The 26,190-nt window shown below is 65.8% G+C and carries 25 protein-coding genes; 7 read left to right on the forward strand and 18 right to left on the reverse strand.

The genetic code is table 11. The features are described from left to right. Window positions 1-62: 62 nt before the first annotated feature. The 5 genes from ccsB to ACWGQ2_RS05730 all read right to left on the reverse strand — a co-directional run bounded on the left by ccsB (window position 63) and on the right by ACWGQ2_RS05730 (window position 5,050). The gene (ccsB, locus tag ACWGQ2_RS05710; protein WP_452015166.1) at window positions 63-1,094 is read right to left on the reverse strand and encodes a c-type cytochrome biogenesis protein CcsB; all 1,032 of its coding nucleotides are present in this window, start codon (window positions 1,092-1,094) and stop codon (window positions 63-65) included. Continuing rightward, window positions 1,094-2,830, reverse strand: a complete 1,737-nt coding sequence (resB, locus tag ACWGQ2_RS05715; RefSeq protein ID WP_452015368.1) for a cytochrome c biogenesis protein ResB — start codon at window positions 2,828-2,830, stop codon at window positions 1,094-1,096. Before resB ends, ccsB begins: the two co-directional genes overlap by 1 nt. Window positions 2,831-2,898: 68 nt before the next feature. Beyond that, complete coding sequence (locus tag ACWGQ2_RS05720; RefSeq protein ID WP_452015370.1) at window positions 2,899-3,615, reverse strand: cytochrome c biogenesis CcdA family protein; 717 nt, start codon at window positions 3,613-3,615, stop codon at window positions 2,899-2,901. Between the two features lie 77 nt (window positions 3,616-3,692). After that, window positions 3,693-4,292 carry a redoxin domain-containing protein gene (locus ACWGQ2_RS05725; protein ID WP_452015372.1) on the reverse strand — a complete coding sequence of 200 codons (600 nt, stop codon included), beginning with the start codon at window positions 4,290-4,292 and terminating at the stop codon, window positions 3,693-3,695. Between the two features lie 95 nt (window positions 4,293-4,387). Then, window positions 4,388-5,050: a histidine phosphatase family protein gene (locus ACWGQ2_RS05730; RefSeq protein ID WP_452015374.1), complete on the reverse strand. Its 663-nt coding sequence runs from the start codon at window positions 5,048-5,050 to the stop codon at window positions 4,388-4,390. Window positions 5,051-5,195: 145 nt separating this feature from the next. On the opposite strand from ACWGQ2_RS05730, the gene ACWGQ2_RS05735 reads away from it, so the two are divergent. The 3 genes from ACWGQ2_RS05735 to ACWGQ2_RS05745 all read left to right on the forward strand — a co-directional run bounded on the left by ACWGQ2_RS05735 (window position 5,196) and on the right by ACWGQ2_RS05745 (window position 7,817). Then, window positions 5,196-5,735, forward strand: coding sequence for a YceI family protein (locus ACWGQ2_RS05735; protein WP_452015168.1), 540 nt, complete (start codon window positions 5,196-5,198; stop codon window positions 5,733-5,735). A gap of 206 nt (window positions 5,736-5,941) precedes the next feature. Beyond that, window positions 5,942-6,733 carry a hypothetical protein gene (locus tag ACWGQ2_RS05740; protein WP_452015170.1) on the forward strand — a complete coding sequence of 264 codons (792 nt, stop codon included), beginning with the start codon at window positions 5,942-5,944 and terminating at the stop codon, window positions 6,731-6,733. 172 nt (window positions 6,734-6,905) lie between these two features. Next, on the forward strand, window positions 6,906-7,817 hold the full coding sequence (locus tag ACWGQ2_RS05745) for a hypothetical protein (protein WP_452015172.1): 912 nt from the start codon (window positions 6,906-6,908) through the stop codon (window positions 7,815-7,817). A gap of 20 nt (window positions 7,818-7,837) precedes the next feature. On the opposite strand, the gene ACWGQ2_RS05750 is transcribed toward ACWGQ2_RS05745, so the two are convergent. Together ACWGQ2_RS05750 and ACWGQ2_RS05755 are read right to left on the reverse strand one after the other, a co-directional pair. Then, window positions 7,838-8,548 carry a redox-sensing transcriptional repressor Rex gene (locus ACWGQ2_RS05750; RefSeq protein ID WP_452015376.1) on the reverse strand — a complete coding sequence of 237 codons (711 nt, stop codon included), beginning with the start codon at window positions 8,546-8,548 and terminating at the stop codon, window positions 7,838-7,840. 124 nt (window positions 8,549-8,672) lie between these two features. Continuing rightward, window positions 8,673-8,936, reverse strand: a complete 264-nt coding sequence (locus ACWGQ2_RS05755) for a glutaredoxin family protein (RefSeq protein ID WP_452015174.1) — start codon at window positions 8,934-8,936, stop codon at window positions 8,673-8,675. A 66-nt stretch (window positions 8,937-9,002) separates the two neighbouring features. On the opposite strand from ACWGQ2_RS05755, the gene ACWGQ2_RS05760 reads away from it, so the two are divergent. Beyond that, window positions 9,003-9,815 (forward strand): HAD family hydrolase, encoded by an 813-nt coding sequence (locus ACWGQ2_RS05760; RefSeq protein ID WP_452015176.1) that lies wholly within the window; start codon window positions 9,003-9,005, stop codon window positions 9,813-9,815. A gap of 107 nt (window positions 9,816-9,922) precedes the next feature. Here the strand turns inward: ACWGQ2_RS05760 and ACWGQ2_RS05765 are convergent, their stop codons facing one another. The 3 genes from ACWGQ2_RS05765 to ACWGQ2_RS05775 all read right to left on the reverse strand — a co-directional run bounded on the left by ACWGQ2_RS05765 (window position 9,923) and on the right by ACWGQ2_RS05775 (window position 11,671). Then, a complete protein-coding gene (locus ACWGQ2_RS05765) occupies window positions 9,923-10,021 on the reverse strand; it encodes a 30S ribosomal protein bS22 (protein ID WP_003792170.1) in 99 nt (32 codons plus the stop codon). Window positions 10,022-10,211: 190 nt separating this feature from the next. Then, entirely contained in the window at window positions 10,212-10,424 is a 213-nt protein-coding gene (locus tag ACWGQ2_RS05770; protein ID WP_055239164.1) for a helix-turn-helix domain-containing protein, read from the reverse strand. A 149-nt stretch (window positions 10,425-10,573) separates the two neighbouring features. Then, on the reverse strand, window positions 10,574-11,671 hold the full coding sequence (locus tag ACWGQ2_RS05775; protein WP_452015178.1) for a 3-deoxy-7-phosphoheptulonate synthase: 1,098 nt from the start codon (window positions 11,669-11,671) through the stop codon (window positions 10,574-10,576). A gap of 284 nt (window positions 11,672-11,955) precedes the next feature. Between ACWGQ2_RS05775 and ACWGQ2_RS05780 the strand changes: the two genes are divergently transcribed. Then, complete coding sequence (locus ACWGQ2_RS05780; RefSeq protein WP_452015180.1) at window positions 11,956-13,209, forward strand: alpha-hydroxy acid oxidase; 1,254 nt, start codon at window positions 11,956-11,958, stop codon at window positions 13,207-13,209. Here ACWGQ2_RS05780 and gdhA read toward each other — a convergent pair. The 3 genes from gdhA to ACWGQ2_RS05795 form a co-directional block, all read right to left on the reverse strand. Next, window positions 13,206-14,546: an NADP-specific glutamate dehydrogenase gene (gene gdhA / locus ACWGQ2_RS05785; protein ID WP_452015182.1), complete on the reverse strand. Its 1,341-nt coding sequence runs from the start codon at window positions 14,544-14,546 to the stop codon at window positions 13,206-13,208. The two genes, ACWGQ2_RS05780 and gdhA, sit on opposite strands and share 4 nt — an antisense overlap. 88 nt (window positions 14,547-14,634) lie before the next feature. Further along, window positions 14,635-15,180, reverse strand: coding sequence for an ArsR/SmtB family transcription factor (locus ACWGQ2_RS05790; protein WP_452015184.1), 546 nt, complete (start codon window positions 15,178-15,180; stop codon window positions 14,635-14,637). Window positions 15,181-15,237: 57 nt separating this feature from the next. Further along, complete coding sequence (locus ACWGQ2_RS05795) at window positions 15,238-16,446, reverse strand: acetoin utilization protein AcuC (RefSeq protein WP_452015186.1); 1,209 nt, start codon at window positions 16,444-16,446, stop codon at window positions 15,238-15,240. Between the two features lie 107 nt (window positions 16,447-16,553). On the opposite strand from ACWGQ2_RS05795, the gene ACWGQ2_RS05800 reads away from it, so the two are divergent. Together ACWGQ2_RS05800 and ACWGQ2_RS05805 are read left to right on the forward strand one after the other, a co-directional pair. Further along, complete coding sequence (locus tag ACWGQ2_RS05800) at window positions 16,554-17,963, forward strand: TrkH family potassium uptake protein (protein WP_452015188.1); 1,410 nt, start codon at window positions 16,554-16,556, stop codon at window positions 17,961-17,963. Then, on the forward strand, window positions 17,956-18,624 hold the full coding sequence (locus tag ACWGQ2_RS05805) for a potassium channel family protein (RefSeq protein WP_452015190.1): 669 nt from the start codon (window positions 17,956-17,958) through the stop codon (window positions 18,622-18,624). The genes ACWGQ2_RS05800 and ACWGQ2_RS05805 overlap by 8 nt, the downstream gene beginning before the upstream one ends. A 7-nt stretch (window positions 18,625-18,631) precedes the next feature. Here the strand turns inward: ACWGQ2_RS05805 and proC are convergent, their stop codons facing one another. From proC to ACWGQ2_RS05830, 5 genes are all read right to left on the reverse strand, one after another. Next, entirely contained in the window at window positions 18,632-19,477 is an 846-nt protein-coding gene (gene proC / locus ACWGQ2_RS05810; RefSeq protein WP_452015192.1) for a pyrroline-5-carboxylate reductase, read from the reverse strand. Between the two features lie 225 nt (window positions 19,478-19,702). Then, window positions 19,703-20,536 (reverse strand): sugar phosphate isomerase/epimerase family protein, encoded by an 834-nt coding sequence (locus tag ACWGQ2_RS05815; protein WP_452015194.1) that lies wholly within the window; start codon window positions 20,534-20,536, stop codon window positions 19,703-19,705. Then, the gene (locus tag ACWGQ2_RS05820; RefSeq protein ID WP_452015196.1) at window positions 20,533-21,582 is read right to left on the reverse strand and encodes a Ppx/GppA phosphatase family protein; all 1,050 of its coding nucleotides are present in this window, start codon (window positions 21,580-21,582) and stop codon (window positions 20,533-20,535) included. The genes ACWGQ2_RS05815 and ACWGQ2_RS05820 overlap by 4 nt, the downstream gene beginning before the upstream one ends. An 87-nt stretch (window positions 21,583-21,669) precedes the next feature. Continuing rightward, complete coding sequence (topA, locus tag ACWGQ2_RS05825; RefSeq protein WP_452015198.1) at window positions 21,670-24,387, reverse strand: type I DNA topoisomerase; 2,718 nt, start codon at window positions 24,385-24,387, stop codon at window positions 21,670-21,672. A 162-nt stretch (window positions 24,388-24,549) separates the two neighbouring features. Continuing rightward, window positions 24,550-26,169, reverse strand: coding sequence for a DUF7059 domain-containing protein (locus tag ACWGQ2_RS05830; RefSeq protein ID WP_452015200.1), 1,620 nt, complete (start codon window positions 26,167-26,169; stop codon window positions 24,550-24,552). Window positions 26,170-26,190: the final 21 nt, after the last annotated feature.

Consider the following 26,190-nt stretch of genomic DNA (forward strand, 5'->3'; position numbering starts at 1 on the left):
CCACCTGAAACAGCAAAACCCCGCCCCGGCAGAAGCCGGAGCGGGGTTCAGCGTCGAAAGACCTAGACGCCCGAGTAGGAGTGCAGGCCCGCGAAGTAGACGTTGACGATCGTGAAGTTGAAGACCACGCAGAGGTAGCCGACGATCGAGAGCCAGGCGGCACGGGTACCGGTCCAGCCGCGCGTTGCACGGGCGTGCAGGTAGCCGGCGTAGACAACCCAGATTACGAAGGTCCAGACTTCCTTGGTGTCCCAGCCCCAGTAGCGTCCCCAGGCCTGCTCTGCCCAGACAGCACCGGCCATCAGGGTGAAGGTCCAGAGCACAAAGGCAACGGCGTTGATGCGGTAGGAGAAGTTCTCCAGGGACTGGGCGGAGGGAACGATCTTCAGGAACGCAAAGCGCTCCTTTCCGCCGGCGCGGGCCTTGGCCTCGCGGTCAGCCTGCAGCAGCTGCAGCACGGACATGGCGAAGGTCAGGGTGAAGAGTGCCGAAGCAATGACGGCCACGGAAACGTGGATGATCAGCCAGTAGCTCTGCAGTGCGGGAATCAGGTGCCCAACCGGAGTGGGGAAGCCGATGGTCGCGGCCATCATCATGATGAGCACCAGGCCCACTACGAAGGTGCCGAGGAAGCGCAGGTCGCGGCGCAGCAGCACCAGCAGGAAGACCAGCGAGACCACAAGCGCGCCGGTGGTGCAGAACTCGTACATGTTGCCCCAGGGCACACGGTGCGCGGCCAGGCCGCGGGCAACCACGGCAGCTGCGTGGATGAGCGTGGCCAGGGCGGTGAGGGCGACGGCGACGCGGGCTGCGTTGCGGCGCTCACCGGTGTAGCCCATCGCGTCGTCGGCGGTTACGGCCTCGCCGGTGTTCCACTGGCGGTTGGAGTCAGCCGGCCCGGACGACGGCGCTCCAGCGGTCGCCATGACCTTCGGAGCGGACTGGACTGCCGCCTTCTGGTCAATGGCCTTGAGCGTCTTACTGCTCTTGGCCAGGTCCCAGGCGAAGGCAAGCAGCGCGACCGTGTAGGTGAACGCCGCCAGCAGCATAAAGAGATCGCTGTATTCCGCGAGCTGGTAGTCAATGGAGGGCATTAGGAGTCCTTACCTGTTTCTTCCGTGCGTCCGGTGCTGGCGGCCACTGATGCATCGGCCAGGGTTTCCGGGCCTTCCGCAGGGGTTGCGGCGGGAGTGCCCGCCAGCCACTTCTTTTCAAGCAGGGTCCGCAGTGCTGCACCCTCAGTTACCAGCCGCGGATCTTCGCCGCGGGCCAGCAATCCGTACTCGACCATTATGCGGCCATCCTCGGCCGTTCCGGTACGAACCCAAACGCGCCGGCGTGCGATGAACAGGGAGCCGGTGAGCCCGGCGAGGCTGAGCGCCGCGAAGATTCCCACCGCTGTCTTGGCCGGATCATAGTGGACGTCCAGCGCGGCGTAGCGCAGCAGTCCGTCGAAACTGATGGAGCCCTTGCCTTCGGGCAGGTCATAGCTCTGGTTCATGCCCAGGACAATGCCGCCGGAATCCAGGTCGCGGTTGTTCAGTTCGGTGAGCTCCTCGGTGTCCAGGACAAAGACGTTGGACGGCACGCCGTCGTCCAGGCCCAGGTCACCGTAGTAGGAGTTCAGGTTCAGCTGCGGATTGACCGGGTCAGGGTCGCCAGAGAAGGAGACTCCGTTTGAATCCAGCATGGCCGTGGGCAGGAAGAACCCAACAAAGCCCAGCTGGTCCGGCTTGGCGTCCGGCGCCTTGATAACCATCAGCGAGGTGTACACGCCGTCGGTGGGAACACCCACTACGGGGCCCTGGAAGGCGATCTCGCCCTCGCCGTCGCGGACGGTGACAACCGGTGCGTAGCCGTTGCCGACCAGATAGACCTTGGTGCCGCCGATGTTCAGCGGTTCGTTGACCTTGAGCGTTTCGCTGCGGGGCTCTTCATCCGGGTCTTCCTGCACAGTGACCCCGGCAGTGAAGTCCAGCGGCTGGACGTTGCCGTTCGGCTGCCGGTCGAAGGTGACATCGAAGTCATCCAGTGTCAGCGAGTAGGGGCTCAGCTGGGACTCGGTGAAGTTGGTGCCGGGGGTGAAGGTGTCATAACCCACCAGGGTGTTCACGAAGGTATCCCCTTCCACCACGATCCGCTGTCCGTTGTACCCCAGCAGCCCGCCGACGGCGATGGACGCCAGCACGCCCACGAGGGAGACGTGGAACACAAGGTTTCCGGTTTCCTTGGCGAAACCGCGCTCGGCGCCCACGGACGGACGGTCGCCGTCCAGGTCGCGGGCCTCAACCCGGTAGCCGCGCTTGCGCAGGATGGCGGCGGCGTCCCGGGCAGCTTCGGCGGCGGTCAGCCCTGTTCCGGCCGGTACAGCCAGGGTGCCGTATTCGGGCAGCCGGGAGAGCTTGGTGGGGGTCCGCGGCGGCTTGGAGCGCAGGGCCTTCCAGTGCACCTTGGCACGGGGAATGACGCAGCCGATCAGGGAAATGAACAGCAGCAGGTAGATCGCGGAGAACCAGACCGAGGAGTACACGTCGAAGAGCTGGAAGCGGTCCAGCCAGGGTCCGGCGTCCGGGTTGTCCTGGATGTACTGGGTGACGGCCCCCGGGTTGGCCGGCCGCTGGGGGAAGAGCGAGCCGGGCACCGCTGCCACGGCGAGCAGCAGCAGCAGGAACAGCGCGGTGCGCATGCTGGTGAGCTGCGTCCAGGCCCAGCGCAGGGTGCCGCGCAGTCCCAGGGCGGGAAGCGCGACGTCGTTCTCAGCTTTGGTGCCTTTGCGGTCCGCGCGCGCGGGTTCCGCGTCCGCGTTGTCCGCGGGCGGCTGTGGCGTCATTTCGCTGTCCGGTTCAGGTTTCAACTGGTTCTCATTGTTCTCTGGGGACGGGTTTGGGGGTGTGTTCATCAGATGGGCAGGGTCACGCTGTCAAGCCAGCCCTGGAGCTGGTTGATCCAAAGGTTCCAGACGCCGGTGACCATCAGCAGGCCAAGGGCGATCAGCATGCCGCCGCCAAAACGCTGCAGGGCAATGCGGTGGCGGCGGAAGAAGCCAAGGGCACCCATGCCGCGCCGGAAGCCCAGCGCGATCAGTAGGAAGGGAAGCCCCAGGCCGAGGCAGTAGACGAAGGTAAGCAGCGCGCCTTTGGCTGCGGAGGCATCGTCACCGGAGAAAGAGAGCAGCTGCACGGCCGAGAGGGTGGGGCCCAGGCACGGAGCCCAGCCCAGTCCGAAGGTGACGCCAAGAAGCGGAGCGCCCCAAAGCCCTGCGGGCGGACGGGCCTCAATCTTGCGGTCGCGCTGGAACCAGGACAGACCGCCCATAAAAATGACGCCCAGCAGGATGATCAGGGCACCCAGCACCTGCTGGATCCAGGCCTGCTCAGCGCCGCGCAGCCAGGAACCCAGCTGCCCGATTCCGGCGCCGATGGCCACAAAGACCACGGAGAAGCCCAGCACAAACAGCGCGATCCCGGTGAACATCCGCCCGCGGCGCTGCTTCTGCAAATCAATTCCGGTCAGGCCGGTCACATAGCCCAGGTAACCCGGAACCAGCGGCAGCACACACGGGGACAGGAAAGAAACCAGCCCGGCCAGCACGGCAACGGGGATCGCCAGAAGCATCGACCCGTTCAGGATCGTCTCGGCGAAGACGTTGGCTGCCGGCACGGCGGCAGCTGGAAGCACGGGCGGCACGTCGGCTACGCGGCCAGCGCGTCGGCGATGAGCGTCTTCAGGGTTCCCTTGTCCGCCAGGCCCAGGATGCGCGCGGCAACCCTGCCCTCACGGTCAAGGACCAGCGTGGTGGGAACGGCCTGCGGCGGCACGAAGCTGGTCATGGCCAGCAGCACTCCCCCGTTGCGGTCCTCGAAGCTGGGGTAGGGAATGGCAAAGTTCCGCTCGAAGGCCTCGGCGGTCTTGGCCTCGTCCCGGATGTTCACGCCGTAGAAACGGGCACCCTCCGGGGCATAGGTATCGTGCAGTTCCACCAGGTCCGGAGCTTCCTTGCGGCAGGGAGCACAGGCGGCGTACCAGAAGTTCAGGACGACGACGTCGCCGGCCCAGTCAGCAGCGCTGACTTCCGTGCCGTCAAAGAGGGTTCCGCTCAGCCGGACAGGTTCACCGCGTTCGGAGGGAGCGTATTCAGTGACCGAACCGTCACCGGCAATGTAGTTCTTGTTGTCTCCGGCCTTGGCCTGTTCGGCCAGCGGGTCATCCGCTGAACACCCGGCCAGGGCGGCCGCCAGCGGCACGCCAACAGCCAGCCCGGCACCAAGGCGCAGGAAGGACCTGCGGTGCATGGCAGCAGGCTGTGTTTCGCTTGTCGGTTTCTTCACGGAGCTCCAGCTTTCATCGCGGCAGGGGGCGGCCACTTCTACAACGCGTAGTAATTGTATTATGCGCCGGGGAGGTTCGCTGCCCCGGGCAAAAGGTCGGCGGAGGGCTCGGCGTAGCGCACGCCGGTCAGTTCCATGTCATTGAAGTCCAGGGTGGTCACCGAGGTGAGTGTGCATTCACGGCTGCGGGGGTCATGCCAGAGCCTGCGCCCTTCTGCTGCGAGCCGGGTCACCCAGATGGGCAGCTGGTGGCTGACCAGCACAGCTTCTGCTCCGCTGCCGCCCAGTTCCAGAGCCCGGATCCGCGAGTCATGCACGGCCGCCATCACACGCTCCACCTGCTGCGCGTAGGGTTCACCCCACGAGGGTTTCATCGGATTGCGCAGCAGCGGCCAGTATCTGGGGTTGCGCAGCTGCCGCTTCACACCAGGCAGCCCTTCAAAGCGGTTCTCCGCCTCAAGGATCCGCTCGTCTGTGACGGTTTCCACTCCGAGCGCGCGCGCAATCGGGGCCGCGGTCTCCTGGGCCCGGGTCAGCGGTGAGGCGACCAGATATACCAGCTTCGCGCCGTCGTTCCGGCGTTCCTGAAAATGCTGTGCCACCCGGTCTGCCATTTCCCGGCCAAGGTCCGAGAGATGGAATTCAGGCAGCCTGCCGTAGAGAATGCCGTCCGGGTTGAAGACTTCACCATGACGGACGAGGTGGATCGAGGCGCGGGACATGCCTCCCAGTCTCGCAGACACGCCGGGGAAGATTAAATCTTCACAATCACTTGAACCTTTGACCATCGTGTGCAATAGTAAATGCAAATGCATCTACTGGTGGTGCGGCGAACCGTCTGCCACCGACTTACCCAAGGAGAAAAACATGATCCCCACCGGTCTCACCGCAGGCACCTGGAACCTCGACTCCTCCCACAGCGAGGTTGGCTTCACCGTCCGCCACGCAGGCATCAGCAAGGTCCGCGGCAACTTTGACAAGGTGACCGCAGTCCTGGAGGTTGGCCAGGAGCTCAGCGACTCCAAGATCACCGCCGTGATTGACGCCGCATCGTTCAACTCGAACGACGCCAACCGTGATGCGCACGTCAAGGGCCCGGACTTCTTCGACGTCGAGCAGTTCCCGGAACTGAGCTTCACCGCCACCGGCATTGAAGGTTCCGGCGAAGAGTACAAGCTCACCGGCGACCTGACCATCAAGGGCACTACCCGCCCGGTCACCCTGGATGTCGAATTCAACGGCGTAGCCGTTGACCCCTTCGGCGCCACCCGCGCGGGCTTCGCCGGCACCACGGCCATCAGCCGCAAGGAGTTCGGCCTGACCTGGAACGCAGCACTGGAGACCGGCGGCGTGCTGGTTGGCGACAAGGTCACCATCAACGTGGACGTTGCCTTCGTCAAGGCCTAATGACCCGCTGGGCATGACAGCAGGTCCGGAGCGCAGAAAGCGCCCCGGACCTGCTGTTCGTTAAGGGCTCCTTCCGGCCCGGAAAAGCCCTTGTCCGGTGTGATGCGGCGGGCGGAGGACTAGACTTGCTTCCGACTTCGCAGATGGGTTATCTGCCCTGCCGGAGGCTCTCCCGGCAGGCCATTCCTCACGGCAGGCGGGCCCAAATGAGCACTCCCAACGTTCCCGATCCCCAGGACCCCGGCAACTCCGTGCCCGGAGACGGCAGGCCTGGCCACCGCGGCCCGGAACAACGCCCCGAGCCGCGTTACGGCCAGTACGGGCAGCCGTCCGGCCAGCCGGGACAGCCGCACATTCCGCCGCCGCCCGGCCAGAACCCGGTCCAGGGAAATGACCCTGCCGGCGGCCGGTACGGGCAGGGCCAATATGGACAGAACCAGTACGGGCAGGGCCAGTACGGCCAGTCCTACGGTTATCAGCCGGCCCAGCCATCCGGCTACAGCTACCCCGGTTCCCCGGCGGGGCCGGGCCAGCCCAAGGGACCGGCGCCCCGGGAGGTGGTGATCGGCTTCTGGCTGATCATCGCGGCAGGTGTGCTTTCGCTGATCAACAACCTGGTGACTTCCTTCCGGATCCCGGACGTCCTGACCAGCGCGCAGATCAATTCGCTGCGGGACGCGAACGTCGATGTCCAGGATGCCGGCGGCTTCATCGTCTGGTTCTCTGTGGTGCTCAGCATCATTGGACTGGGCATCTACGTACTCATCGCCTGGTTCATCCTCAAAGGTCACAACTGGGCACGGATCCTCGGTACGGTATTCGCTGCCTTCTCCCTGGCAGGCTTGCTGGTGTCCTTCCCCGTCTATGTGCTGTCCGCGCTCGGCTGGCTCTCCATCCTGTCCTCGCTTGCCGGTATAGCCGGAATCGTCATGCTCTACCTGCGGCCCAGCATCCCCTACTTCCAGCGGCGGGGGTTCAATCCGTACCGCGCCTACTAGTGCCGTTCCCCGGCCCGTACCGGCGGCAGCGGAGAATCTGGCATCCCGGCGCACAGGTTCCGGGCAGCACAGGTCACAGCCGGCAGCGTGACGCGTAGCGTTGAGTCTCCGCCCGGCTCCTCCGGGAGGCGGCGGGTTTCGATTACCCGGTCTTGTGAAGGCGGCGAAGACTATGACGACTCCTGGCGCAACGCCCCGCTCCTCCGGAGCAGGCATCAACTCCCTCACCAACCGCCTGATACACCGCAGCTTCCGGCGGGCTCCGGAGGACGAGACTTCTTCCGGAAACCGGCCCCCGGCAGCACCGGCGAGGGAGGCAACCCCGCACCCGGAGCCGGCCACCTCGGGCCTGGCCCGCATCGGCGGGCGCCTGCTCAGCTGGCCCCGGTTTCCGGATGCCGTCATTCAGCTGGCGCTCTCTGCCCCCGCTGCCGCTGAACGGCAGGTGACGGCTCTGCCGGAGGCACCGGAAGCACCATCCGGGCCAGGCGAGGCGAAACCGGACTCCGCTCCGGCAGGCTCCGGCGCGGGATCAGTGACGCCGGCCAGAGGACCGGTGCAGCCGCGGCCTGCAGCGAAAACACCTCCGCGTCCGGACCGTTCGCCGTCGCCGCCCGCTGCGGCCGCGCAGCCGCCCCGAATCTCGGACCACAGAACCAGACGGCGGGCACCGCTTGCCGTTAATGCAGCAGCCATGCTCACTCTCGCCGGCGGTGTGCTGGGCCTGATTGCCAGTCTGCAGGCTGCGACGGATCCCCTGCGTCCTGTTCCGCAGGCCGCAATCCAGCTCCAGGAACTGGGCGCTCCGGTGGACACGATCCTCACAATGGCCCGGGCTGCGGACATCGCCGTGGCCGCCGTGGCCTTCGGCATCTATCTCCTGCTGGTCTCCCTTATCCGCGACGGCAGGAACTGGGCCCGTGCCGGGGCCTGTGTGCTGGTGGCAGCAGGCTTGTTCTTCGGGTTCCGCGACGGGTCCTTCCCGCATGTGGTGGCTGCGCTGGCAACGGCACTGGGAACCGGACTGCTGTTCCTGCCGCCCAGCGGCCGCTACTTTGCCACCCACGGCGGGAGGACGGTCTAAGGGGGCGAAATCACAGAGGATCAGCGCAGAAGACGCGCCTGGGCATCCGTCGCGAGGGCTGAAACCTGGGCACGCTGGGCGTGGTAGGCCAGGATCTGCAGCTCCGTTGCCATGTCCACCTTGCGGATCTGCACTTCCGGGGGTGCCTGCAGCACCACCGGAGCGAAGCTGAGAATCGACGTGATGCCGGCATCCACCAGGCGCGTGCACATGTCCTGCGCGGCTTCGGCCGGCACGGCCAGGACGGCCATGTTGGCCCGGGTCTTTTCCAGCACCGCTTCAAGCGACTGCACCGGGCTGATCCGCAGCCACCCGACTTCCTGGCCAACGGCCATCGGATCGGCGTCGAACAGGGCCACCACTTCGAAACCCCGGGAGCCGAACCCCGGATAACCGGCCAGCGCACGGCCCAGGTGGCCGGCACCGACGATTGCCACCCGCCAGTCAAGGGTCAGGCCCAGCGCCGCAGAGATCTGCCCGCTGAGATACGGCACGTCATAACCCACGCCGCGGGTCCCGTAGGAGCCCAGATAGGAGAGATCCTTGCGCAGTTTGGGCGAGTTCACCCCGGCAGCTTCCGCCAGCTCCTCGGAGGAGACCCTTTCGATGCCTTCGGTCAGCATTGTCCCCAGGACCCTCAGGTAAACGGTCAGCCGGGCCAGGGAGGCCGGAGGGATATGCCTGCTGTGCGCAGACGCGGCAGGACCCGCTGCGTCTGACTCATCCGGCATACTCACTTCGGCAACTTTCGTTAGCTATTCGGCTGCGGCACCGCTGGCGCGAACCGTCTGGTCCGGCAGGTTTCCCACTTTAGGACCGTGGGTGCTCCCCCACCAAGTGTGTTTAGTCTCCGTGTTACGCCGCCAGCAGGCGGCGCAGGCGGGCTTCATCGATCTGCCAGAAATCCCGCTGCACTCCGTCAATCATCAGCACCGGGATTTCTTCTGCGAAACGTTCCTGAAGCTCAGGGTCTTCTGCAATCGAGCGTTCCTGCCAGGGCACCCCCAGATCAGCGGAGACACGGTCCAGCACATCACGGGCTGCCTGGCACAGGTGGCACCCCGGACGGGTCAGCAGAAGCAGTTCAGGGATTCGTGCGCCGGAAGAAGCATCATTCATGACTCCCAACTTAGTCTCCGCGCTGCACATCCGCGTTCCGGTGAGGTTTTTCTATAGACTTCTTCCATGCCCCGTTCCACGCTCGTCCGTGCCGCCGATTCTCCGGCCGCGGCAGGCAACCCGGGAGAAGCCGCATTTTTCGACGTCGACAACACACTGATGCGCGGGGCCAGCCTGTTCCATGTGGGCCGAAAAATGTACCAGAAGAAGGTCTTCACCCTGCGCGAAGCCGCAGGGTTCGCGGTCAAGCAGCTGCGGTTTATGCTGCAGGGCGAAAACCTGAAAGACGTGCACAGCGTCCGCGACGCGGCCCTGGCTTTCGCGACCGGCCTGGCGGCAGAGGACGTGCGGATCCTGGGCGAGGAAGTCTATGACGAGATGATCGTCTCCAAGATCTGGCCGGGCACGCGGGCCCTGACCGAACAGCATCTGAAGGCCGGGCGGCCGGTCTGGCTGGTTACCGGCACCCCGGTGGAAGTCGCTTCGGTGATCGCCAGCAGGCTTTCCCTCACCGGCGCCCTGGGCACCGTCAGCGAGGTCACCGACGGGCTGTACACCGGACGGCTGGTCGGCGAATTCCTGCACGGTCCGGCGAAAGCGGCAGGCGTAAAGGAACTGGCCGAGCAGGAAGGCCTGGACCTGGACCGGTGCTGGGCCTACAGCGATTCCTACAATGACGTGCCACTGCTCAGCCTGGTGGGCCATCCCGTAGCCATCAACCCGGATGCCCGGCTGCGCCGCCACGCCCGTGACCACAACTGGCCCGTTTATGACTTCCGCTCGGGCCGCCGTGCCGCGACGCTGGGCCTGAAGACGGCCTCACTGGCCGGAGCCGCCTACGGTCTGTGGCGCGGCTTCTCCTGGGTACGCTCCCGCTAGCGGCACCCCGCCGGGCAGCGCCGGAAACCGGGGAGCAGGCTTAAAAAGCGGAAGCCCGCCGTGTCCTGGTTCGGATGGCGGGCTTCGGCGGCAGCTAAAAGAAGAATCTACTTCTTATTGCGGCGCTGGTGGCGGGTCTTACGAAGCAGCTTACGGTGCTTCTTCTTGGCCATACGCTTGCGGCGCTTCTTGATTACTGAACCCACAGAGTCCTCACAAACTTAGAAATTAGGAGCCATGCCGGTCCCCGCTTCCGTCAGGCCTCGTGGCCCGCCAGCTTCGGTTCCGGCAGTTACTAGCCAGAATGAAAACGTTCCTTAACAGGGTACCGCCTCCGCGCCGCCTTTATGGACAGCGCCGGGAGCACCCCAAAAACAGGTTACGGCCGGAAAGTGCCTAAGCCGTTCCGGACTGCCGGTCGATGACGGCGTTGCGCAGAACCTGCTGCACCGCAGACTCCGGAACGCGGTACGACCGTCCAAAACGGACCGCCGGGAGTTCCCCGGAATGCACCAGCCGGTAAACGGTCATCTTGGACACGCGCATGACATCCGCGACCTCTGACACCGTCAGAAACCGCACGTCCGAGAAATTGCTCTCGTCTGCCATTTATCTCTTGTTCCTTCGCTCGGAAGCAACCTGCGCCATACCCAACTCCGGCGGCGTGTCGCCTTGATGACCATCTCGTGACCGTCTAGCACTCTACTCTAGTGGCTGGAGTAACCATAGTGGAAGTTTTCCCCTCTATTCCGGTGCGCTTATGACGCATTCCGGCGGGTGCGCGCAGCCTGGGCCAGGACGGTCAGCACCCCCGCGGACGTGTCCCAGTCCATGCACTTGTCCGTAATGCTCTGGCCGTAAACCAGCGGAGCCGGATGTGCCGCGTCGTGTGGCTGGGCACCACCGACCAGGAAGCTCTCCAGCATGACGCCGGCCAGGATGCCGGCGCCCTCGGTTCCCGATTCCAGCTGGGCGGCCAGTTCCAGGGCAACCTCGGCCTGGCGGTGATGGTTCTTGCCGGAGTTCGCGTGGCTCGCGTCGACAATCAGGCGGGGGTTTAGGCCGCGGGCCGCCAGTGCCCCGGAGGCGGCAGCGACGTCGGCGGCGGAGTAGTTGGGTCCAGAGCTTCCGCCGCGCAGGATCAGGTGGGTGTCCGGGTTCCCGGCGGTGCGGACCATCGAGGCCCGGCCCGTGCCGTCGATTCCGAGGAACGACTGCGGAGCAGCTGCAGCCGCACACGCATCCAGGGCAATCTGCAGCGATCCGTCAGTGCCGTTCTTGAACCCCACGGGCATGGAAAGACCGGAGGCCAGCTGGCGGTGGATCTGGCTTTCGGTGGTCCGTGCGCCGATAGCTCCCCAGCTGACCAGGTCAGCGACGTACTGCGGGCTGATGGGTTCCAGGAACTCGGTGGCAACCGGGAGGCCCAGCTCACCGGCAGCGATCAGGAACCGGCGGGCGGCGTACAGCCCCGCCTCAATGTCATGGCTGCCGTTCAGGTGCGGATCATTGATCAGGCCCTTCCAGCCCACCGTGGTGCGGGGCTTTTCGAAGTAGGCCCGCAGCACGATCAGCAGGTCATCGCGGTGCTCCGCGGCCACAGCGGCAAGGCGCCGGGCGTAGTCCAGGCCGGCGTCCGGATCGTGGATGGAGCAGGGCCCGACGACGACGAGCAGCCGGTCATCAACGCCGTCGAGCACCGCGCGGACAGCCTCCCGGCCGCTGCGGACGGTCTGGGCGAGTTCCGGGGACAGCGGCAGTTCGGCCAGCAGCTGCTCCGGAGCCGGCAGCGGGCGGAACTCGCTGATGCGAAGGTCTGAGGTGGTCTGTGAGTGCTGCGTGGCGGTGAGGTTCATGGTCCCGTATCCGTTTGAGAATGGACCGGCGGGACTCGTCTTCAGAACCCGCCGGAAATGGCGAAGGACAGGGAATGATCCCTGTCCTGTTGGCTCTGAAGGTTGGCGTCAGCGTATTATCGCGCGGGCTCCTCCAGAGCCAACGAAAAATACGCATACCAACGGTTAGTCATGGATTAGACCGTAAGCCTGAACCCCGCCTGCCGCAAGTTCAGGTGTTCACATTCTTTCTTTGTGACGTGCGTCCCGCCGGATTCCGCGTAGGCTCGGGTGCCAGGAACACAGTGAAAGCGAGTTTGCCGGTGACGACCAAACCCCGGGCCCTGACCCGCCGGATTCCCCGCGTCCAGGATCTGGCGCCCCTGATGCAGTTCAAGAAGCCCCAGCTCGGAACGGCTGCCCGTCTGGAGCGTGCCAGTACAGTCTGGGACCTGCGGGACATCGCCAAGCGGCGTACCCCCAAGGCCCCCTTCGATTACACCGACGGCGCGGCGGAAGCCGAGATCACACTGCGCCGGGCGCGGGAGGCATTCGCTGACCTTCAGTTCCGGCCGGGAGTACTTCGTAACGTTGAGTCCGTGGACCTTTCCACCTCCGTCCTGGGAGCTCCGTCCGCGCTGCCGTTTGGCATCGCGCCCACCGGCTTCACCCGAATGATGCAGTCCGAAGGTGAATATGCCGGATCCCAGGCTGCTCAGGCCGCAGGCATCCCGTACACACTCTCCACCATGGGCACCGCATCAATCGAGGATGTCGCCGAGGCAGCGCCTCAGGGGCGGAACTGGTTCCAGCTCTACCTCTGGACTGACCGCGAACGGTCCCTGGAACTGATCAACCGCGCCGCCGCGGCCGGGTTCGACACGCTCATGGTCACGGTGGACACCGCGGTGGCCGGGGAACGGCTGCGGGACGTGCGCAACGGCATGACCATTCCCCCGGCGCTGACCCTGAAGACCGTGCTGGACGCTTCCTACCGGCCGGCCTGGTGGTTCAATTTCCTAACCCACGAGCCGCTGTCCTTTGCTTCGCTGAACCGGTACTCCGGAACGGTAGCTGAGCTCATCAACTCGATGTTCGATCCGACCCTGACCTATGAGGACCTGGACTGGCTCCGCGGAGTCTGGAAGGGGAACCTGGTGGTCAAGGGAGTCCAGACCCTCGACGACGCACAGCGCGCCGTGGACCACGGAGCCGACGGCATTGTGCTCTCCAACCACGGCGGACGGCAGTTGGACCGTGCGCCGATTCCGCTGCAGCTGCTGCCGGAGGTCGCTGCCCGGCTGAAGGGTAAAACCAGCATCATCCTGGACACCGGGATCATGAGTGGAGGGGACGCTGTTGCCGCCCTCGCGCTGGGCGCGGACTTCACCCTGATCGGGCGTGCCTACCTCTACGGACTGATGGCCGGAGGAAGGGCCGGAGTGGACCGGACCATCGGAATTCTCTCCGCCCAGGCGGCCCGGACCATGGCGCTGATGGGCGTGGCCGGCATCAGTGAACTGACACCGGACCACGTCCGTCTGGGGACTGCCCGCTAGATGACGCCGAGTGCCAGCATCGCGTCGGCAACCTTGACGAAGCCGCCGATGTTGGCGCCCACCACGTAGTTTCCGGGAGAACCGTACTCGTCCGCGGTGGCAGCGCAGCGGTCGTGAATGTTGACCATGATCTGGCTCAGCCGCTGCTCGGTGTGTTCGAAGGACCAGGCATCGCGGCTGGCGTTCTGCTGCATTTCCAGGGCCGAGGTGGCCACGCCGCCTGCGTTGGCCGCCTTGCCCGGGCCGAACAGCACGCCGGCTTCCTGGAAGATCTCAATGGCCTTGGGCGTGCAGGGCATGTTGGCGCCCTCAGCCACCGCAATCACACCGGACTTCAGCAGCGAGGTGGCATCGTCTTCGCCCAGTTCGTTCTGCGTAGCGCAGGGCAGCGCCACGTTGGCACCGGCGTCCCACACCGAACCGCCGGCAACGAAGGAGACGTTGCCGCCGCGGCGCTGGGCGTAGTCCGAAATGCGTCCGCGCTCGTGTTCCTTGATCTGGCGCAGCAGCGCGACGTCGATTCCTGCCTCATCCACCACGTAGCCGGACGAATCGGAGCAGGCTACGACCGTGCCGCCGAATTCCTGGGCCTTGGCGATCGCGTTGATGGCCACGTTGCCCGAGCCGGAGACGATTACCCGCTGCCCGTCCAGGCTCAGACCGCGGGTCTTGAGCATTTCTTCGACGAACATCACAACGCCGTAGCCGGTGGCTTCGGGACGGACCAGCGAACCGCCCCAGCTGACACCCTTGCCGGTAAGGACGCCGGACTCGTAGCGGTTGGTGATCCGCTTGTACTGTCCGAAGAGGAAGCCGATCTCACGGCCGCTGACGCCGATGTCCCCTGCGGGCACGTCGGTGTACTCACCAATGTGCCGGTAAAGCTCCGTCATAAAGGACTGGCAGAAGCGCATGACCTCTGCGTCTGACTTCCCGCGGGGATCAAAGTCCGATCCGCCCTTGCCGCCGCCGATCGGCATGCCGGTCAGGGCGTTCTTGAAGATCTGTTCGAAGCCAAGGAACTTAACGATTCCCAGGTAGACGCTGGGGTGGAAGCGCAGCCCGCCCTTGTAAGGGCCCAGGGCCGAGTTGAACTCGACACGGAATCCGCGGTTGATCCGCACGTGCCCCTGGTCGTCCACCCACGGGACGCGGAAGATGATCTGGCGCTCGGGTTCGCAGATCCGCTGCAGGATGGCAGCCTCACCGAACTCAGGATGCTTGCGCAGTACAGGTTCGAGGGTTTCGAAGACTTCGACTACCGCTTGGTGGAACTCTGTTTCGCCGGGGTTGCGGCGGAAAACTTCGTCGCGCACGCGTGTGAGTGTTGCGTCCATGTGTTGCTCCTTATCGATGCCCCCTCCCGGTTAATACGCTAGACCGGTCAACGCCGGTAAGCGATCCAGGACCGGGGAAGGGTGCCGCCTACGGGCGGCGCCGGCGGAACTTGGGCAGTGCTCCCAACAGATCAGCTGCGCGTTCCGCGGCGCGGCCTACAGTTCGGCCCAGCTGCTGCTGGACGCTGGCATCTACTGCTGCCGCCGGGATTTCGGCAGTACCTGACGGCAGCTTGGCCGTGGCTGCGGCAGCAGCGGTTTGCCGTGTTGTGCCGGGAAGTCCGGCAAACAGGGATCGGCCGCGGGCTTCGCCACTGTGTCCGGCGGCGACGCCTGCCAGGCGCGGAGTGGGTGCCTGGGCGGCTGTAAGTGATGGCAGATCAAATGCGCTTAGCCATAGTACTACTTCGTCGAGGGGACCCGTCTTCAGCGAGTAGTAGCGCCGCTGGCCTTCGGCCCGCATCTCCACCAGGCCTGCCTCACGCAGGACCTTAAGGTGCTTGGAAACCGTAGGCTGGCTGACCTCCAGTTCCTGGACCAGTGTCCCTACGGACTTGTCACCACAGCGCAGTGCGCCCAGGATTTCCCGCCGGGTTCCCTCTGCTATGACAGCGAAAACATCGTCAATCACCATATGCATTACCTTAGCGGCATATGGGGCGGACCCGGTTCCCGCCGGACGCGGGGCGGTTCAGTCGAACCAGGGATCCAGCCCGTGCAGCGGGAAGACTTCCTTGCGGGTGGCCATAACCGTGCGGTCAATGTCGTCATTGGGGTCGTAGCCGACTTCCCAGGAGCGCCACCACATGTCCACCCCGTCGCCCATGGCCGCGGGCGTGTCCACCCCGTGCCGTTCACGCACGTAGTCCCGCCAGGCCTGGGGTACGGGAGTGGTCAGGGGCATGCGGGTATTGGCCGCAACCGCGAGCAGCAGGGCCCATGAGCGCGGAACCACGCTGGCAACGTTGTAGCCTCCGCCTCCGGTGGCGATCCAGCGGCCTTCGCAGAACTGGTCTGCCAGGGAGGAAATGCTCAGGGCTGCCTGGCGCTGCGTGTCTACGGACAGGCGCAGGTTGGACAGCGGGTCATCGCGGTGCCCGTCGCAGCCGTGCTGGCTGATGATCACCTCGGGTTCGAAGGCGCCAGCCAGCTGGGGTACGACGGCGTGGAAGGCGCGCAGCCAGCCGGCGTCCCGGGTGCCGGGCGGCAGGGCGACGTTGACGGCGGTCCCCGGGGCGTCCGGTCCGCCTGATTCGTTGGCGAAGCCGGTTCCGGGGAACAGCGAGATCCCGGTTTCGTGGATTGAGATGGTCATGACCCGCGGGTCGTTCCAGAAGATCGCCTGGGTGCCGTCGCCGTGGTGCGCATCGACGTCGATGTACAGCACCCGTTTGTAGCCGGCGTCCAGGAAGCGCGCGACGGCGGCAGCGGCGTCGTTGTAGATGCAGAATCCGGCAGCCTTGCCCGCCGATGCGTGGTGCATTCCGCCGGCAAAGTTCACTGCGTGCCGAGCCCGGCCGGAGAGCACTGCCTCAGCCGCGGCGAGGGAGCCGCCCACCAGCCGGGCGCTGGCTTCATGCATACCCTCGAACGCGGGATCATCTTCGGTGCCGAGCCCTAGGGCGGCATTGGACTTCTCGGGGTTGCGGCTGATGTCCCGGACGGCTGCCACGTAGGCCGGGTCATGGACCCGCGCCAGCTGCGCGTCTTCAGCGACGTATGGAGCACCCAGGCTGACCTGGGGAAGGTCAAAGATGCCCAGCTCCTTTGCCAGGCGGGCGGTCAGATCCAGCCGCAGCGGACTCATTGGATGGTTCGGACCGAAGTTATACGCCAGCAACGATTCGTCCCACACAATGTGCGTCGGCACAGCGGCCAGGCTCAGCCCGTTACTCGTCATGGTCACAGGCTACGCGATCGGCCCTGCCTGTCCTGCACCCGCGGGCGCTGGGTTAAGTGGTTTACTACTTGGCAGGACCCCGCGCACAGAACTGGACTTTTCTACCCATGGCATCCCAACCGCAGCCTAGGCTGCAGACGCGGCAGCGCCGTCCCCTTGGCTTCATCGTCGCAGGGCGGGACTTCATCGATGCCGTGGCCAATTCGTCTCCGGCACGGCTGGCCCTGATCGTCTTCTCCCTGGTCATCCTGGTATTCACCGCCCTGCTGGCCTTGCCCGTGGCTTCCTCCTCAGGGCAGGCCACGGCCCTGCACGATGCCCTGTTTACGGCTGTCTCGGCGGTCTGCGTGACCGGATTGACCGTGGTCTCCACGGCAACCTACTGGTCAGCCTTCGGCCAGGTGCTCATTCTGGTGGCCATCCAGGTGGGCGGCCTGGGCATCCTGACCATGGCATCCCTGCTGGCCCTGGCCGTGAACCGGCGGCTGGGTGTGCGCGGCAAGCTGATTGCACAGGAGGGCATGAACACCGGGCGCCTCGGAGAGGTGGGCAATCTGCTCCGGATCGTTGTCAGCACTACGGTGCTGATCGAGCTGGCGCTGGCTGCGGTACTGGCTCCGCGGTTCATGATTCTGGGCGAGTCACCGGGCCAGGCCATCTGGCACGCGGTGTTCTACGCCATTTCCTCCTTCAACAATGCCGGCTTCACTCCGCACTCGGACGGCCTGGTGCCCTACGAACAAGACCTGTGGGTGCTGATCCCCATCATGGCTGGCGTCTTTATCGGCAGCCTTGGTTTCCCGGTGATCATGGTCCTGCTGCAGAGCCGTCTGCGGACCCGGAGCTGGAACCTGCATACCAAGCTCACCGTGCTGGTGTCGCTGATCCTGCTGGTCGCCGGCACACTGCTCTGGGCGGCGCTGGAATGGTTCAACCAGCGCACCATCGCAGGCATGGGCGTGGGCGAAAAGATCCTGCATGCCCTGTTCGCGTCCGTGATGATGCGTTCGGGCGGCTTCAGCCTGGTGGATATGGCTGACCAGGACGCCTCCACTCTGGTCATCACGGACATGCTGATGTTCGCCGGCGGCGGCTCGGCATCCACAGCCGGCGGCATCAAGGTGACCACGATTGCCGTGATTTTCCTGGCCATCATCGCTGAAGCCCGCGGCGACACGGATGTGCGTGCCTTCGGGCGCAACATTCCCGCCGGGGCACTGCGCGTGGCCATTTCCGTGGTGATCCTGGGCGCCACCATGGTGGCGGTAGCCACCATCGGCCTGCTGATCGTCACGGAAGAAACCCTGCAGCCGGTACTGTTCGAAGTGATCTCCGCCTTCGCTACCGTGGGACTAAGCATTGGGCTCAGTCCAGAGCTGCCGCCGTCGGGCAAGTACATCCTGGCCGGCCTGATGTTCGCCGGGCGCGTGGGCACGATCACCCTGGCAGCCGCCCTGGCGCTGCGGCAGCGCAAGCCGCTGTACCACTACCCCGAAGAAAGGCCCATCATTGGCTGAGAGACCGCCGCATAACGCCCCCGTCCTGGTCATCGGGCTGGGACGCTTCGGTTCTGCCACCGCCGAACAGCTGGTGAAGCAGGGCCGCGAAGTCCTGGCGATCGAGCGGGACCCGGATCTGGTGCAGAAGGCCTCCGGAAAGCTCACGCACGTGGTCCAGGCGGATGCCACCAACATCGATGCGCTGAAGCAGCTGGGTGCGCAGGACTTCTCCGCCGCCGTCGTGGGCGTGGGCACGTCCATCGAGTCCAGTGTGCTCATCACCGTGAACCTGGTGGACCTGGGCATCGAGCACCTGTGGGTGAAGGCGATCACCCCGGCACACGGAAAAATCCTCACCCGGATCGGTGCCAACCACGTGATCTACCCTGAGGCCGACGCCGGGCAGCGCGCAGCGCACCTGGTTGGCGGACGGATGCTGGACTTCATTGAGTTCGACGACGACTTCGCGATCGTGAAGATGTATCCGCCGAAGGAAACCCAGGGCTTCACACTGCGTGAATCCAATGTGCGCTCAAAGTACGGCGTCACCGTGGTGGGGGTGAAGTCCCCGGGCGAGGACTTCACCTACGCGCAGGCAGACACCAAGGTCTCCAGCCGGGACATGCTGATTGTTTCCGGGCACGTGGACCTGCTGGAACGCTTCGCGTCCCGGCCGTAGGCCCCGGTTACCGGGCGGCGCTGAGTTCCGCAGTGATCTCCGCCGAGCGGTCCGCTGCAGCCTTCATGCCCTCATCGATGATCCCCGGCAGGCCGCGTGCGTCAAAGACGCCGATGGCGGCCTCTGTGGTGCCATTGGGGCTGGTCACAGCCTTGCGCAGGGCCGCGGCGTCGGCGCCGGGCTCAGCCAGCATGGCTCCTGCACCGGCAACGGTCTCAGCAGCCAGCAGCGCCGCCAGCTCCGGGTCAAGGCCCAGCTCCCTGCCCGCCTTGGCCATCGCTTCGGCCAGGTAGAAGGCGTAGGCGGGTCCTGATCCGCTGACGGATCCGACGGCGTTGATCTGGTCCTCGCGCACCTCGACTACCCGTCCGGTACCCGAGAGCAGGGACGTCACCAGCTTCACGGAGTCCGGTGTGGCTGCCGATCCCGGTGCCAGAGCGGTGACGCCGCGCCCCAGCTTCGCGGGGGTGTTGGGCATGGTGCGGATGACCTGGGTCCCGGCCGGCAGGGCCGCTTCCATCAGTTCCAGCGGAACGGCCGCGGCAACGCTCACAACGACGGCGTCCGGCCGCAGCGCGCCGGCCACGCCTTCGAGCATGGAACGCACACCCACGGGCTTCACACCGACAATGGCCACGTCAGCGCTTTGTGCCGCAGTGCGGTTTGCTCCGGCGTCCTCGGACTCGGCCAGCACCGTGATTCCATGGCGCTCGCGCAGTTCAGCTGCGCGTTCGGCGCGCCGGACCGTGGCGGTGACCAGCTCGGCGGGGAAGCCTCCGGCGAGGATGCCGCCGAGGATGGCTTCGTTCATTGAACCGCAGCCAAGGAAGGTAAGACGGGGAAGATTCTGCATGCCCCGATTCTTTCACGGTGCCCTGCACGGACCCGAATACGCAGATTCAAAGCCTGCATTCAGCCCGCTTTATGCCTGCGCACAACTTCGCTTTGTAGCGTAGATACTGCCTCTTGGAGGTGCGAGTGATGAAGGGCCGGTCTACCGGCCCGGTGGTGCCGGCGATCTTCGGATGTTTCCCCCCAACCGTCCGACGTAATCGCCGGCACCCGCTCGTTTAAGCCGCTATTCGTCCAGCACCTGGTTCAGGTTCACACGGGCGAATTCAAGCGTCTGCCGCAGCATCTCTTCCCGCTCCCCCGGTTCCTTGGCCTTGCGGGTGCTCACTTCAATGGCCACGGTGCCGGTGTATCCGGTTTCCGAAAGGTACTGCAGTGCCTCGGCACAGCGCTGGGTGCCTTGGCCGGGCAGCAGGTGTTCGTCCCGGCCGTTGGGTGTGCCGTCCGTCAGGTGGACGTGGCTCAGCCTGCTCCCGAGCTTGCGGATCTCTTCATAGGAGTCCATCCCGGCAATCGCCGCATGGGAGAAGTCCCAGGTTACGTGCTCGTACGGTTCAGGCAGCGGGTTCCAGTGCGGAAGGTAGGCCTTCGCCTCGCGGCCCCGGACGCGCCACGGGTACATGTTCTCCACCGCAATGGTGACGCCGTACTCTTCGGCAATGCGGCGCACGCCCTCGGCAAAGTTCTCCGCATACCCGGACTGCCAGCGGAACGGAGGATGGGCCACCACAGTGGTGGCCCCCACTTCCGCGGCCATCGCCGCGGACAGCTCAATCTTGGTCCAGGCCTTGCCCCATACCTGCTGTGTGAGCAGCAGGGTCGGTGCGTGGATGGCCAGCACCGGCATCTGGTACCGCTCGATCAGGCCGCGGATGGTCTCCGGGCTGCGGCTGATCTGGCTTCCGGTCACCATCACCTCCACCCCGTCGTAGCCGAGGTCATGGGCGACTGCGAAGGTGTCATGGACGGAGAGCGGGTACACGGACGAGCTGGACAGCGCCACGGGGATCTGCGGCAGGTTCGCCGCGGGTTGCACGTTCTGGGGGGAGGTCAGCGTCATTGTGGTGCACTTCCGTTCGGTTCGCCGGCCGCGGCCAGGACCAGGGCCCCGGCCGGTTTCGGCGTGAGGATTTGCGGACCGGCCGGCAGCCGGGCCGGCGGGTCAACACGCGGGGTGTCGAAGCGCAGCGTGTCGAAACGCTGCAGGATCAGTCCCTCGCGGAGCGCCCAGGGGCAGATCCGCAGGGACTTGAGGTCAAAGGCTGTCATGGCGGCTTCCGCTGCCAGCGCGCCGGCCAGTACCTGCGGAGCGCGCAGGGCCGAAACGCCGTCGAGCTCCGCACGGCGGGCAGCGGTCATCTCTGCCAGCCTGGGAATCAGCGCGGTAAGGTCCTCCCGGCGCAGCCTGCGGCGGGCATACGGGCCGGCAGCCGACGGCGCAGCACCGGTGAGGCGGGCGAGGGAGCGGAAGGTCTTTGACGTTCCCGCCGCGAGATCCGGCGCACCGTATTCACGGAACTCGGCTGCTGCTTCCTCCACGACGCCGCGGATGTGCTTCCGCAGTGCCTCGACGGCCCGAGGGCCGGGAGGGTCTTCGCGCAGCCAGTCGCGGGTCAGCCGTCCGGCGCCCAGCGGTACGGAGACAGCGACGTCGGGCAGTTCATCCTGTCCCTGGGCCATCTCAAAGGACCCGCCGCCAATATCCAGGTCCAGCAGCGTGCCGGCGCCCCAGCCGAACCAGCGGCGGGCCGCCAGATAGGTCATGGAGGCTTCCTGCCGGCCGCTCAGTTCCCTGAGCTCCACGCCGGTTTCAAGTTCCACGAAGTCCAGGACGCTCTGGCCGTTGGCAGATTCGCGGATCGCGGAGGTACTGAAGGCAAGCATGTCCTGCGCACGGTGGCGGACGGCGAAGTCCCGTGCCTCGGCGACGAAGTCCGCCAGCAGGCGCTGGCCCTCGGCGGTGACGGCACCGGCGGCATCCAGGTGTGCCACCAGCTGCAGGGGGCGTTTGTAGGATGCGAACGGGACCGGGCGCGCGCCCGGGTGTGCATCCACCAACAGCAGATGCACGGTATTCGAACCGACGTCCAGGACTCCTAGTCGCATATTCCCATTATGCGGCTGGACCGGCCGCGCACCTTTTCAGGCCCCCTGGCAGGGAACCGGAGCAGGTGCACGGCAGCGGGCACAGTCTTACTTCTTGGCCGCGGCGCGCTTGCGGACTGGCTTCTTGGCCGGCCCCTTTTCACGCTTCTCCGCGAGCAGCTCAAGCGCCCGTTCCCGGGTCAGTTCCTCGATAGCCATGGACCGCGGAACGGTGATGTTCGTGATGCCGTCGGTGATGTAGGGGCCAAACCGGCCGTCCTTGACCACCACGGGCTTCTCCGAAACCGGGTCGGTGCCGAACTCGGCCAGCGGAGCCGCGGCCTGCCGGCCGCCGCGCTGCTTGGGCTGGGAGTAGATTTCCAGGGCCTGTTCCAGGGTGATCGTGAAGATCTCCTCCTCGGAACCGATCGACCGGGAGTCCGTGCCCTTCTTCAGGTACGGACCGAACCGACCGTTCTGCACGGTGATCTCGTTGCCCTCGGCGTCAGTGCCCAGCACGCGCGGCAGGCGCATCAGCTTCAGGGCCTCTTCGAGGGTGACCGTCTCAACGCTCATGGACTTGAACAGCGAACCGGTACGCGGCTTGACCTTTGCAGGCTTTTTCGGCGGCTTGGGCTTGCCGTTCTTGTAGTACTCCACCGGCTGGTTCGCCAGTTCCTCGGCCGTGGGCTCCGGAATGAGTTCAATGACGTACGGGCCGTAGCGGCCGTTGCGGGCCACGATGGTGCGCCCGGTCTCCGGGTCTTCACCCAGCACCCGTTCTTCAGGGCCGGCGCTGTTCATGAGCTCGATTGCCTTCTCGGCGGTGAGCTCGTCCGGGGCCAGGTCCTCCGGAACGTTGGCACGTTCGGGCTCAGTGCCTTCCGGGGCGTCAGCGGGCAGCGGGCGTTCCAGATACGGGCCGAACTTGCCCACGCGCAGCACAATGCCGTCGGCGATCTCGATCGAGTTCACCGCACGCGCGTCGATCTCACCGAGGTCGTTGACGATGGTGTGCAGGCCGGTGTCAACGCGGTCGCCGTAGTAGAACTGGTTCAGCCATTCCACCCGGCCGGCTTCGCCGCGGGCAATGCGGTCCAGGTCCTCTTCCATCTCGGCCGTGAAGTCATAGTCCACGTAGTCCGTGAAGTGCTCTTCCAGCAGGCGGACCACGGAGAACGCGATCCAGCTGGGCACCAGGGCCTGGCCGCGCTGGGTGACGTAGCCGCGGTCCATGATGGTGGAGATGGTCGCCGCGTACGTGGACGGGCGTCCGATCCCCAGCTCTTCGAGAGTCTTCACCAGCGACGCTTCGGTGAAACGCGGCGGCGGGGAGGTTTCGTGGCCGCTGGCTGCCAGGTCGGCAGCGCTGAGCGGATCGTCCTTCTTCAGGATCGGCAGCCGGCCGTCCTCGGAGCCTTCATCCTCATCCCGGGTGGCGTCGTGGCCTTCTTCGTAGGCGGCCATAAAACCGCGGAAGGTGATGACCGTGCCGGAAGCCGAGAACTCGGCGTCGCGCCCGTCCGTGGAGACGGCACCCAGCTTGACCGACGCCGTCGAGCCCTTGGCATCTGCCATCTGGGAGGCGACGGTGCGCTTCCAGATCAGCTCGTAGAGCTTGAACTCGTCCCCGCGCAGCGAGGAGGCTACCTGCGCCGGAGTGCGGAAGGAGTCGCCGGCGGGGCGGATGGCCTCGTGGGCTTCCTGCGCGTTCTTGGACTTGCCCTTGTACACGCGCCGGGCTTCGGGCACGTATTCGGGGCCGTAGAGTTCCGAGGCCTGGCGGCGGGCGGCGTTAATGGCCTGGTCCGACAGCGCCGAAGAGTCGGTACGCATATAGGTGATGTAGCCGTTTTCATACAGCCGCTGGGCCACCTGCATGGTCACGCGGGAGGAGAAGCGCAGCTTGCGGCTGGCTTCCTGCTGCAGCGTGGAGGTGGTGAACGGGGCTGCCGGGCGGCGGGTGTACGGCTTGGTTTCCAGGGACCGGACAGTGAACGACGCCGACTGCAGGCCTTCAGCGAGGGACAGCGCTGCCGCCTCGTCCAGGTGCGTGACGTTCTTGGACTTGAGTTCACCGCGGTCGGTGAAGTCCTTGCCGGAAGCGATCCGGGCTCCGTCGACCGAGGTCAGGCGGGCCTTGAAGGACTCCGAGGAAACCGTGGAGAAGGTGCCGAGCAGGTCCCAGTAGGAGGCAGAGCGGAACGCCATGCGCTCCCGCTCGCGTTCTACAACCAGGCGGGTGGCCACGGACTGCACACGGCCGGCGGAGAGCCCCCGGGCCACCTTGCGCCAAAGAACCGGGGAAATCTCGTAGCCGTAAAGCCGGTCCAGGATACGGCGCGTTTCCTGTGCGTCGACCATGGAAATGTCGATGTCCCGCATTTCCTGCAGCGCCCGCTGGATCGCTTCCTTGGTGATTTCCGGGAAGGTAAGGCGGTGGACGGGAACTTTGGGCTTGAGCACCTGGAGCAGGTGCCACGCGATGGCTTCGCCTTCGCGGTCACCGTCAGTTGCGAGGTAAAGCTCGTCGGCGTCCTTGAGCGCGGCCTTGAGCTCTGCGACTTTCTTCTTTTTGTCCGTGGAGACAACGTAGTAAGGCTCGAAGTCCTTATCCAGGTCCACTGCGAACTTGCCCACCGAGCTCTTCTTCAGCTCAGCAGGAAGGTCCGAGGGCTGGGGCAGGTCGCGGATGTGACCCATCGAGGCGGTGACCTCGAAGCCGTCGCCAAGATAGGCGGCGATCGTCTTGCCCTTGGCCGGTGACTCGACAATTACCAGCTTCTTCTTCTTGCCGGCTGACTTGTCCGTTGCCTTAACTGGCACTGTTCTCCTACGTACGGGGGTGGATCAAAACGAATGAGGAATGGCGCACAGCAGTGCTCCGCAGGCTCGCTCATTCTTAGACAGTATGGGGAATCCCCAAGCACAAGGGTAACCATAACCGCACTGCCGGGTGGACGCGGACCAATTTCGCTGTGCGCTGGGTTACGGTACTGCCGGCAGCAGGAAGCCGTCCAGGACGAGGTTGCGCACCTCTTCCTCCAGCGAACGCGCGAACTCCGGTTCCTCCCGGCCCAGCAGCGAACCCAGCGCCGCGATGATCGCCCCGGCGGGCAGGTCGCCGTCGCACGCTGACACAAAACCGGTGAGCTCCGTGCTCATCAGGTTGGTCCGGCGCAGGCCGGCGCCCTGCCGGAGCAGGATCACACCCGGATGCTCGGCTCCGGGGCGGGCGTGGCGTTCCTCGGTCACGTCCTCGGCCACCACCAGATGTTCCGCCCCCAGGTCCGGGTGCACGGCGCACCAGTCGAAGCGGTCGACGGCGGCGGCCAGGTGCGGGGCGAGCGGGGACTCCAGCGGGTGGGTGATTTCCTCGAAGCGGCGCAGCGGCGCTGCCTGCGGATCCTGCCGCCGGCGCATCCAGACCGAGCCGAAGCCGACGCCGGTGGTGCCGCGGGACGCGAAGTCGTTCAGGTACGCGGCATAGGAGGCTGCGTATTCGCTGCGGTCGCGGTTCTCTGCCGCGTCACGGAGCCACATTTCCGCGTACTCGGCCGGGGTGAGCACTTCACGCTGGATGACCCAGGCGTCCATGTTCTCCGGCAGCCAGGAGCGCAGCCGGAAACTCCAGGCGTCCTTGCCGTCCGCGTCGGCCGCGCCCTGGATTTCCCAGTTCCCCAGCATCTGGGCGGTGCCGCCAGGGGCCAGGACAGACTCGAGGTTCCGGAAGAGCGCGGAGACGATTCCGTCACCGGGCAGGCCGCCGTCGCGGTAGGTGAAACGGTCGTCCTCGTCCTCGCCTGCCACGCGCGGGGTGATCACGAACGGCGGGTTGGAGACCACCTGGTCAAAGCGCTCCCCTGCAACCGGCTCCAGCAGGCTGCCAAGCCGCAGGTCCACGCGCTGTTCCAGATGCTCCGGATCCAGTCCAAGCGCGGGCGCGTTCAGCACCAGGTTGAAGCGGGTGAAGCCCAGCGCCCGCTCCGAAATGTCGGTTGCGGTGACGTGCCGGGCGTGGCCCAGCAGGTGGAAGACCTGGATGCCGCAGCCGGTGCCCAGGTCCAGTGCCCGTTCCACCGGGCGGCGGATGCTCAGCTGGGCAAGGGAGAGGGAAGCCTGCCCGATGCCCAGCACATGGCCGTGCGGGAGGACGCCGGGGCGCTGGTGCGCGCCGAGGTCGCTGGCCACCCAGAGGTGCGTGGTGCCGTCGCCGGCTTCGAATTCGTAGGGCCGCAGGTCCACCGAGGCACGCAGCAGCTCCGGTGCCGCCGGGTCGTGTTCGATCAAACCGAGTTCTGCCAGGCCGTCGGCGCCGGTTCGCGGGAAGGCTTTTTGGACCTGCTGTACCGGAACGGAGAGCCCCACCAGCCAGAGCGCCACCGCAGCGGCCACCGGTGCCGGAGTGCCGCCGTCGGCCGCTGCCTGGCAGGCCAGCATGGCGGGAACCAGCTGGTCCCGGGACAGCGCGGAGCTGGCTTCCTCGCCGAGGAAGGCGGCGACGCCGTCGACCGTGTAGCCGGCGTCTCCCAGGTCAGCGGCCAGGGCCGCCAGCAGCGGGAGGTTGGAACTTTGGGGCGTGCCCGGAACGCGGGAGAAGTCAGTCACCCATCCAGTCTAGGTTCCGCG

The organism is Arthrobacter sp. NPDC055585, from assembly GCF_053619115.1.